Raw genomic sequence first — 10,473 nt, forward strand, 5'->3', positions numbered from 1 at the left:
CGAGCTAGGTTTATTGGCAAAAGATGTGGCTTAATTATCGACTCGATTGGCTGAGAGTGAGCTTGCGCGCAAGCAAATGTTAAGTGATATCTCCCATGAGCTGCGCTCGCCACTGGCGCGTCTCGATGTGGCGACTGAGCTGACGCGCGACTTTGCGCCCGATGCCAGTCGTTATCTTGACCGTATTGATAAAGAATCGGCACGCATGAATGAGCTGATTGAGCAAATCATTCATATTCAATCTTTGCAAATGCAGCAATATACCATCGATAATTTAGAAAATGATGCCGTAGACTTGGTTGAACTCATCACCGAGATTGGTAAAGACGTTTGTTTTGAGTTTCAGAATAAAGATGTGCACTGGCAATGGACGCCGCCAGATGTCTTATTATCGTCATCATCTGATGCGTCTTTGACTGTGCTTGGTAATCAAGAACAGTTGCATAGCGCCCTTGAAAATATCATTCGTAACGCTTTTATGCATACTCCTGCAGATTCGACCGTTACTGCTGAAGTCACAAAAGCAAGGCTCGATAATAAAAGAGACGCCATTCGAATTAGCATAACAGACGAGGGCGGCGGGGTAGCAGAAAAAGAATTAGAGCGTATTTTTCAGCCCTTTGTACGCCTTGATAGTGCCCGCCACAGGGAAACAGGTGGCTATGGGTTGGGATTAGCAATCGTCCACGCGGTTGTCGTCGCTCATAAAGGCCAAATTAATGTTTGTAACCGCAAAGATGATATTCAAGGCTTAATAGTGCAGATAGTGTTACCTATTCATAAATCGATTTTCTAATAGAAAAACATAGTAAAAACTCTCCTATTAAAAATATATTCATTATTCGATATATACATGACGAACGGTAGTAAATATCCGACGAACGGTATTGTTACTCTCTTTATATTCATTAATAATAATATACAGAGAGTTATATTGTTCTTACAAAACAAGACGTTTTATTTCTAAAGCCATCATCCAAGTAACAATTTATGTCTCACTTCCACCATAGGTATTTATAACGATTTTATTTTGTGGCATTGACTCTCTAAAAAATAGGTTCTTATCTCGCTTTTTAAATCTGATATATGCAAGGGAGTATGCGTCATGAATAGGAATTATAAAGTCATATGGAATGCGTCTTTAAACTGCTTTATGGCAGTTTCTGAGTACGCCAAAACGCGTGGCAAATCATCAAAATCTAGCGTGAGCTCAAACGCTACTATCAATACCACATCCACTCTTTCATCTACCCGTATTTTTCGTATAACCACTATTTGGTTGGGGTTAGTGACGGCTGGATTTAGTATGCAGGCGATTGCTGTACCTTGCGACGCTAGTACAGAGATAAAATGCGGAATTAATGCTACAACAGGAGGTCTTCATGGCATTGCTATAGGTAAGAATGCCACGGTTTTAGGTAGCCAAGCGATAGCAATTGGTGGCGGTTCAAGTGGTCAGAACACCACTGCTAGTGGAGAGCAGTCTATTGCCATTGGTGCAAACGTTGTTTCATCAGGTGCATCTTCTATCGCCATTGGCGGTGATGATTTAGATGCGGCCTCTAAAACCAACTATGATGGCAGCATATCTACAGGTGCCTTAAATAGTGGTCAGGTCAATACGACGTTTCATGAATATGCTGGGCGAGACTTGTTAGAGTCATGGGATGCATATGGCCACCATACTGAAGCGAGTGGCGCTGCCTCTATTGCGATGGGTGCAAAAGCGCGGTCTGCTGGCAACCTAGCAACTGCTATAGGTATTCATTCGAGCGCAGCTGGTATGGCTTCATCAGCTTTTGGCGTAGCATCAGCAGCCACTGGACAAGGCTCGCTAGCATTGGGTGCAGGAGCAGAATCTTTGACACAAGATGGAGTGGCATTAGGTTCAAGGTCAGTGGCTAATGTTGCTAGCGGCGCATTAGGTTTTGCACCAACAAGTGCAAGCGCAGCCGACCAATCCGCTATCAAAGCAACTAATAGCACTAACCTTGGGGCAGTCTCCATCGGTAATGCTAAAGACGGTACTCGTCAGATTGTCAATCTTGCAGCTGGCACTAACGACAGTGATGCTGTGAATGTGGCTCAGCTTAAAGGAGTCTCAAGCGTAGTCGATAAAGGTCTCGATTTTACTGGTGACAATAGTATGACCACTGTCAACCGTAAGCTTGGTGACAAGCTCACAGTGAAAGGCGGTGCAACTACAGCCTTATCGGCTAACAACATTGGTGTAGAAGCGACCGGTCCTGGCACACTAACCGTCAAACTGGCCAAGGATTTAACCGGTCTTAATAGTGCCAACATTGGTGGTAGTGTGATAAATACCAATGGGTTAAGAGTTGGTAACAGCTTAGTTAATCAGAACGGCTTTACCTTTCTAAGTACTGCTAGCCCTAACGATACGGTTAGATTAACGGACGCGGGTCTACATAATGGCAACAAGCGAATAACGGGCGTTCTTAGCGGTGGTACAACGCTAACCAATGCGGCCAACATCGGTGATGTTAACAGCACCGTTGCGGCCAACAAAACTAAGTACTACAGTGTCAACTCAACGGGTGGAACCAATGATCTAAACGAAGGTGCCACTGGACAAAACGCCATGGCCATGGGACGTAATTCTGTGGCTTCTGGCAGTCAAGCGATCTCAATTGGTAGCAGCGCAAGTGGACAAAAAACCACTGCTAGTGGAGAGCAGTCTATTGCCATTGGTGCCAACACAGTATCAAAAGGGGCATCGTCCATCGCCATTGGTGGTGATGATCTAGATGCAGCTTCTAAAGCCAACCTCACAGGCGCTGATAGTGGCAGCGTGAACAGCGGCAGTGTCAACGCAACATTCAAAGCATACACAGGTCGTAATTTGGTTGAGACACCTCCTTATAATGTAAATACTGAATCAGGTGGTGCTGCCTCCATTGCCATAGGTGCAAAAGCATTGTCACAAGGGGCATTGTCTACCGCCATTGGTGTACAGTCTTCAACAACTGGCGTTGCCTCCTCCGCGTTTGGTGTGGGATCGTCAGCGACGACAGAAGGTTCAGTGGCACTAGGAGTTGGGTCAGTAGCTGATGTAGTAGGCGGCGCGGTTGGTTATGTTCCAACAGGCGCAAGTATGGCTTCTACCAACGCCATCAACGCAACACAAAGTGGGGTAAGATCTGGTGCTGTCTCAGTAGGAAATGGCACAGCAGGTGGTAGCCGTCAGATAGTCAATCTTGCAGCAGGTACTAACGACAGTGATGCGGTGAACGTCGCGCAACTAAAAGGCGGCGTCTCAAGTGTCGTTGGTCTAGGCTTCGGTATCAAAGCTGCTGATGGCAAGACTGTCAACAAGAATCTAGGTCAATCGGTTGAGATCGTAGGCTCCAACAACAACATCACTACACAAGAGAACGGTGGCAAAATCGAAGTTAAGCTTAATAATAACTTAAACTTAGGTACACTTGGTAGTGTGACAACTGGTAATCCTCTCGTAGGAACGACTACAGTTACCGGTGCAGGTATTGTCTTAACTTCTGCTCCTGGTTTTTTTCCTCCCACTCTTCCTTCTGTGACGACAATAAATGGTAAAGGCTTAACCATATTGGGTGGTCCAAGTATTACAACTAAAGGTATCGACGCTGGAAATAAAAAGATTACTCGAATTGACGCTGGTGTCGCTTTAACTGACGCCGTTAATATGGGCCAGCTTACTGGTGCTGCAGCCGGATCTAGAACAGAAGTAAAAGCCGGTACAAACATTGTTGAAGTGGCGAAATCTGTGGGTGATAAAGGTCAAGATATCTATACCGTCAATGCCAAAGGCTCAACAGTTTCAAGTGCTAACTCTGGCGCCCTAACGGTCACACCTGATATTAAAGATACCAACAACATCACTGACTACAAAGTTGACTTAGGTGCTGATACTAAAGCCAGTTTGGATAGTGCAGACAGCGCCTTACAATCTGTGGTGACTCAGATTGATGGTGTTGCTGTCAAAACCATCACTAAGACCAACAATACGGCTAACTTTCTCAAAGGTGACAATATCGTCCTAACAGCACAAGAGGGAGGGATTAAGGTTGCAACAGCTCAAGATTTACTGCTAAATAGCGTAAAAATGGGCAATACTATAGTTAGTAAAGATGGTATGACCATAGTTGCGCCAACAGCAGCTCGTACAGTCGTACTTAGTGGCGCTGGTCTTAACAATGGCGGTAATAAGATCACTAATGTTAAAGCTGGTGAGATGGGTACAGACGCTGTGAACGTTAATCAGTTAAATCTGGCCAACACTATCATTGATAAAGGCTTGAACTTCGGTGGTGATAGTGGGGGAGATGTCAATCGTAAGCTTGGTCAAAAGCTTATAGTCAAAGGTGGCGATACTATCGATTCTGACCCAGCAACTAAAAACATTAGCGTCACCGCTAATGGGGTAGATGCTTTAACCGTTAGATTGGCTAAGGATATTAACCTTGGTAACACGGGTAGTGTCACTACTGGAGATACTCAGGTTAATAATGCAGGAATTACATTATACAAGGGTGATAACGGTCTAGTTGTTCTAACTAACAATGGTCTTAACAATGGCAACAACAAGATTACTAACGTGGCGGCTGGAACTTTGAGCACTACTAGTCAGGATGCGGTTAATGGTAGTCAGTTGTTTGAGACTAACGAAAACATTGCCAAAGGTATTAAGTTTAACCTAAATGGTACAACAAAAACCTATGCGTTAGGTGAAGCAATCGAAGTTGCGACTGATACCAACCTTACTGCGACTGCTTTTGGAAATGGTGCAAAATTCGGTCTAGCTGACACTATCAAAATCGGTGGCGCAAGTCCAAACGCGGTATCAATAGATGGTATGGCAGGCACTGTCAAAGGATTGTCAAATACGACTTTTGATGCCAATGCAACTTACAGTGGAGGCCAAGCCGCGACTCAAGAGCAATTATCGGGACTTCAAAGCGGTATAAACAACACTTTTGATAAAGGTATATCGTTTGGCGGTGACAACGCGCCGAAGACCATCAAGCGTAAGCTTGGCGACACAATTATCATAAAAGGTGGAGTGAGTGATTCTGCGAAACTAACGGACAGTAATATTGGGGTTATCGCTGATGATGCTAATACCTTAACCGTTAAACTGGCTAAAGACTTAACTGGACTGAACAGTGCAAGCTTTGGTAGTGATGTGATGCTCTCAACCACAGGTTTAAGAGCCGGAGCTACTGTAGTTGATACTGGTGGTGTTAGCTTCAGTGGCAGTGCGGTAAGCTTAAATAGCAGCGGGCTTAACAACGGTGGTAATAAACTCACCAACATCGCACGGGGGGAAGCAGACACGGATGCGGTTAATGTTGAACAGCTAAACGAAGTTAAACAAAGTGCAGCGGATGCTAACAAAGGCTGGAATCTCAGTGCCCAAGGAGTAAATACCAGCACAGTGAAACCAAGCGATACAGTTGACCTAAATAACACCGATAACAATATTACGGTCTCTAAAACAGCAGAGAATAATAATGTTAGTTTTAATTTAAATAAAAATATCGCCGTTGATAGCGTAAAAGCTGGTGATGCTACATTGAATAGCGATGGACTAGATATCGCAGGTGGTCCTAAATTTACTAAAACCACTATTGATGCCGCTGGCAATAAAATTATCAATGTTGCTGATGGTCTCGTAGCATTCGAGAGTAAAGAGGCGGTCAATGGTGGACAGTTGCAAGAGATTATTACTGTTATACAATCAGATGCAGCAGTCTTCGCTACACAAATGGGTGCAGGTCTCAACTTTGGTGCTGATAGCGGTGCCAATATCAATAAACCGATGGGTGATGGTAGCGTGCTAAGCTTTAAAGGCGGCAATAACATTAAGACCACCGCCGAAGGCAGTAGCATCAAGTTTGACTTGAACGGCAACATCAATGTAGAGAGCGTCACGACTGGCAATACGACGGTTAATAATAGTGGTGTCACTATTAAAAATGGCCCAAGTATGACCGCCGCTGGTATCTATGCAGGTAATGCTGAGACCGCACCTAGCATGACGGCTGCGGGTATCAATGCCGCTGGTACCAAGGTGACAAATGTAGCAGATGGTATGGCGCCTAGAGACGCTGTGAACTACGGGCAGTTAGAGGCCGTTACTAGAGGCTTAGGCGGCAGCATTAATGAGCTTGGCTATAAAATTGGCGAAGTCGAAGATGACGCCAACGCCGGTATCTCGGCAGCGATGGCCATGTCTTCATTGCCACAAGCATATATCATCGGTAAACCTATGATAGGTGGCGGTATCGCGACATTCAACGGCGAAAGTGCCGTCGCTATCGGCTTCTCTAAAATGTCTAACGATGGACGCTGGGTCATGAAATTAAATGGCACCGCAGATACCCAAGGTAACGTAGGGGGTGCAATCGGTGCAGGTTTCCACTTTGACTAGTTAGCCAAACAATTCGGCTAGCTTTAGCAAAACAAAGCTATATAGTCATTGAATGATTAAAGTAAAAAAGCAAGACACGAGATGTCTTGCTTTTTTTATGAATGAAATTTGATTGAACAGACGAGCATTTAGTGAAGTTAATAAAAGTAAAATTAGTGATATTAAAATCTATGACTTCAAATGTTTAGCGTACCAAAATAACAGGCGATAAGGTGCTGGCAATGATTTCTGTCGTGGTACTGCCCAGAAATAAATGCTGAAGCTTAGAGCGCCCATAAGCGCCAATGACGATGATATCGATGTTGTTTTCAAATTGAAAGCTGAGTAAACCCTCAACCGCATCAAGTTCTAAGAGCTGATGGGTATCGACGCTAAAACCAGCTGCCTGTAAGTGTGCAGCCGCGTTATCAAGGCTTTTTTTAGAGGCTTCGTTATGATGACCGACCATAACGATATGACCTTGTAAGCCTTTTAACAGGTTGCTCTTTGCAAGCATGTGTATGGCATTTATCGCCGTTTTGCTGCCATCAAATGCCACCATATATGACTGCGGCTCTTTAAATTTCTCTGAACAAATCAACACCGGTATGTTCGAGGCGCGGGCCACCGTTTCGATTTGACTGCCGATATTGATACGACTGTTTTTATGGTCCTCACCGCGCCGTCCCATGACGATGGCGCGATTCTTTTCTTGAAAATGCTCAATCGCTGGCAGCAGTTTACCGCGGCGTTGATAAATGCAAACCTTCATGTCTTGAAAGCCATTTTGTATATGACTTTTCGCATCTTGTACCAAGGCATTGCTGTAATTGTTGACCACCTGCGCCCTTTGCTCATCGAGTTCCGATAACTCATCGAGCAAAAACTGGCGACTATTAATACCGATGGCGCCAGACAGATCGCGTCTGACCGAAGCTGCTACGTCGCTCACGTGCAATAAAGCTACTGAGATGTCCAATTTGCTTGCGTACCACGCGGCATAATCACAGACTGAGCCAGTCACCGCTGAGCCATCGATACAAGCCAAAACGTGCTCTTCCGTTATCATAATCTGTCCTTAGTTTTGCATTTATCTTTTGATAAACCGACTTTTTCATCACATTAAAAATGACCTAGTAGGGGTCATCATCTTACCTCAAATATAGTCATAGCAAGATTAAAGCGCTAGGTTTTAAATGCCTTTTTATAAATATAATTTTCTTTAATTATAGAACAATATTTCACTAAAAAAATATTGGTTCTACTATAAATATAATTAAATATCAGGTTATATGACTGATATAAAATAGGCCTTTATTTAAAAACACGGTCACTTTTTAGAGAGTGTTAAATAAGCACACAAATTAAAAACCAACTCTTAATCCCTAAAGATTGATAGTTAATAGTTATACAATTATTAAAGTAAGAAAAATAATATTTATGTTTATTATTATCATTTTATTTAAAATAAGCGCTATATTTTAGATGTTTGCATTTGCTAACTCATTAGAAGTCAAAGATATAATTCTCTTTAACACCAAGCGCTTATCTAGGTTTCTCATAAATTTGGCATTTAAACACCCTCTATTCTTATTAGACTTTCATCAAGACTAAAATTAATCTTAGAGTATTTTTAAAATTTAGTTAATAGTATTTTTAATTACTGTATAGTTATTTGAGTTTTTTTAACTTTACATAGCTAAAAAGCTTCAAGTTATTGCTTTATAAGTAATCAAAAAACAAATCTTATCTCTTGTAATTTTATGAACTATTGTTAATTAATGAAGGTAGTTTTTAAGGACGTAAATTAAAATTTGAGACAAGCAACTTGTCTTTTATACCAAAGTTGTTAATATACTCCATTGTATTTTATTGCTGTTTCGGTATCAAACGTCTCATTATTTTGAGGGTTTGGTGTTAATAGGGAAGTTACTAGGAAAAAAGGTATGAGTGCAATTAGCCACGAAGAGCGCGTTCGTCACGAAGGTTTGCGTGAAAAAATCATGTCAGCAGAGCAAGCAGCAACATTTATCTTGCATGATATGAATGTTGGAATGAGTGGTTTCACAGGGGCAGGTTATCCAAAAGCCATCCCAGCTGCATTAGCAGAGCGTATAAAAGCGGCGCAAGCCCGCGGCGAAGACTTCAAAATCGGTTTATTAACCGGCGCATCGACCGCTGCAGAATGCGACGGCGTCTTGGCCGAAGCCAATGGTATCAAGATGCGCACGCCTTATCAGTCAGAGCCCGCGCTACGTAAGCAAATCAACGCTGGTGAAACGCATTATTTTGACATGCACTTATCACACGTCGCTCAGCAAAGCACCTTTGGTTTTTATGGTGATATGCACATGGCGGTGGTTGAAGTGGCCGGTATTTTGCCAGATGGTCGCCTGATTCCATCTACCTCTATCGGTACCAATAACGCATGGTTGCACAATGCCGATCAAATTATTTTAGAAGTAAATAGCCGCCAAAGCTTATTGTTAGAAGGTATGCACGATGTTTTTGATGACATTGGTTTGCCGCCGCATCGTAAACCGATTCCGATTACCACACCGGGTGAGCGTATTGGCGAGCCGTACCTAACTTGTGATTTGGATAAAGTCGTCGCCGTGGTCTTGACCGATTCACCTGACCGCAATAGTAAGTTTGCCGATCCTGATGAGTGCTCAACCAAAATTGCCGGCTACATTATCGACTTTTTCCATGAAGAAGTGAAAAAAGGCCGCATGCCAGCCAACTTATTGCCGATTCAATCTGGTGTCGGTAACGTTGCCAATGCGGTATTAGCAGGCTTACAAGCCAGTCCGTTTGAAAACTTAACTGGCTATACCGAAGTATTGCAAGACGGTATGTTAGATTTGATTATGTCAGGAAAAATGACCCAAGCGTCGGCAACGGCGATGTCGTTAAGCCCAGAGGCATTGGCACGTTTTAATGCCAATATCGAAGAATTGCGCAAACGCATTATCTTGCGTCCACAAGAGATTACCAACCATCCTGAAGTCTCGCGTCGTCTGGGCGTGCTCGCTATCAATGCGATGATTGAGTGTGACCTTTATGGTAATGTCAACTCAACCCACGTCATGGGTACCAACATGATGAATGGTTTGGGCGGCTCTGGCGACTTTGCGCGTAATGCCTTTACCTCAATGTTTGTCAGCCCGTCAGTTGCTAAAGGCGGCGCTATTTCATGCATCACGCCGATGGTGTCACACGTTGACCATACTGAGCATGATGTGATGATTATCGTCACTGAGCAAGGTTTGGCAGATTTGCGTGGTTTGTCACCACGTCAACGCGCGCAAAAAATCATTGATAACTGTGCGCATCCAGACTATCGCCCAATGCTACAAGATTATTATGACCGTGCTGCACAGACAGCTGGCATGCAAACGCCGCATTTGCTCGATGAATCTTTATCTTGGCATCAGCGTTATGTTGAAACCGGCGATATGCGCGTCAAAAAAGGTTTGGCTTTGGCGGTTTAGGTTTCAATGCTTAACTAAATACTTACTGAAAGGCTTAACGCCGAAATCAGCGCCGTAGCTGATGACACAATGAAAAACACCGCTTGTCTATTTAGATGAGCGGTGTTTTTTTGTCTTTAAAATACCGATACTTTAAAACTAAGATAAAGGGTAAAAATTTGGCTTTATAGGTATGTTTTTTAAATGCTTAACTATGGCTGTTTAAATACTCAATCAATGGCTTAATGCCAGAGTCGACAATCCCAACGCCTTGGGCGACCAAACGACCGTTTTTATCTAATACAGATATCAAGTTAGAGTGGTTAATATCACCATTATCGGCAAATTGATATTTGATATTTAAGGTGTTGGCAAGCATACGGGTGCTGGCTTCATCGCTACGAATCAGGTGCCAGTTATCACCAAGATTATTATGCTCAGCAAAGTTTTTCATCACATCAACGGTATCGCGCTCAGTATCTAATGTTGCTAGTAAAAACTCCGTTTGCGCACGTGCTTCAGGCGTCATCTCTTTATACATCTGTTTCATCGATTGTACCAAGATAGGGCAGGTATGCTGACAGCTGGTAT

Annotated in this window: 5 protein-coding genes; 3 read left to right on the plus strand and 2 right to left on the minus strand. The window is 43.3% G+C overall.

Annotated elements, in window-relative coordinates; genetic code table 11:
* Positions 1 to 76 precede the first annotated feature (76 nt).
* Both V7D75_RS01920 and V7D75_RS01925 read left to right on the plus strand, forming a co-directional pair.
* Positions 77 to 796 (plus strand): sensor histidine kinase, encoded by a 720-nt coding sequence (locus V7D75_RS01920; RefSeq protein WP_333613183.1) that lies wholly within the window; start codon positions 77 to 79, stop codon positions 794 to 796.
* A gap of 309 nt (positions 797 to 1,105) precedes the next feature.
* Entirely contained in the window at positions 1,106 to 6,430 is a 5,325-nt protein-coding gene (locus V7D75_RS01925; protein ID WP_333613184.1) for an ESPR-type extended signal peptide-containing protein, read from the plus strand.
* Between the two features lie 184 nt (positions 6,431 to 6,614).
* On the opposite strand, the gene V7D75_RS01930 is transcribed toward V7D75_RS01925, so the two are convergent.
* Positions 6,615 to 7,478: a universal stress protein gene (locus tag V7D75_RS01930; RefSeq protein WP_333613185.1), complete on the minus strand. Its 864-nt coding sequence runs from the start codon at positions 7,476 to 7,478 to the stop codon at positions 6,615 to 6,617.
* An 877-nt stretch (positions 7,479 to 8,355) separates the two neighbouring features.
* On the opposite strand from V7D75_RS01930, the gene V7D75_RS01935 reads away from it, so the two are divergent.
* Positions 8,356 to 9,903, plus strand: coding sequence for an acetyl-CoA hydrolase/transferase family protein (locus tag V7D75_RS01935; RefSeq protein WP_333613186.1), 1,548 nt, complete (start codon positions 8,356 to 8,358; stop codon positions 9,901 to 9,903).
* 187 nt (positions 9,904 to 10,090) lie between these two features.
* Here V7D75_RS01935 and V7D75_RS01940 read toward each other — a convergent pair.
* The coding region (locus V7D75_RS01940) for an SCO family protein (RefSeq protein ID WP_333613187.1) at positions 10,091 to 10,473 on the minus strand (383 nt) is incomplete at its 5' end.

Source organism: Psychrobacter sp., from assembly GCF_036731945.1.
Lineage (GTDB): Bacteria > Pseudomonadota > Gammaproteobacteria > Pseudomonadales > Moraxellaceae > Psychrobacter.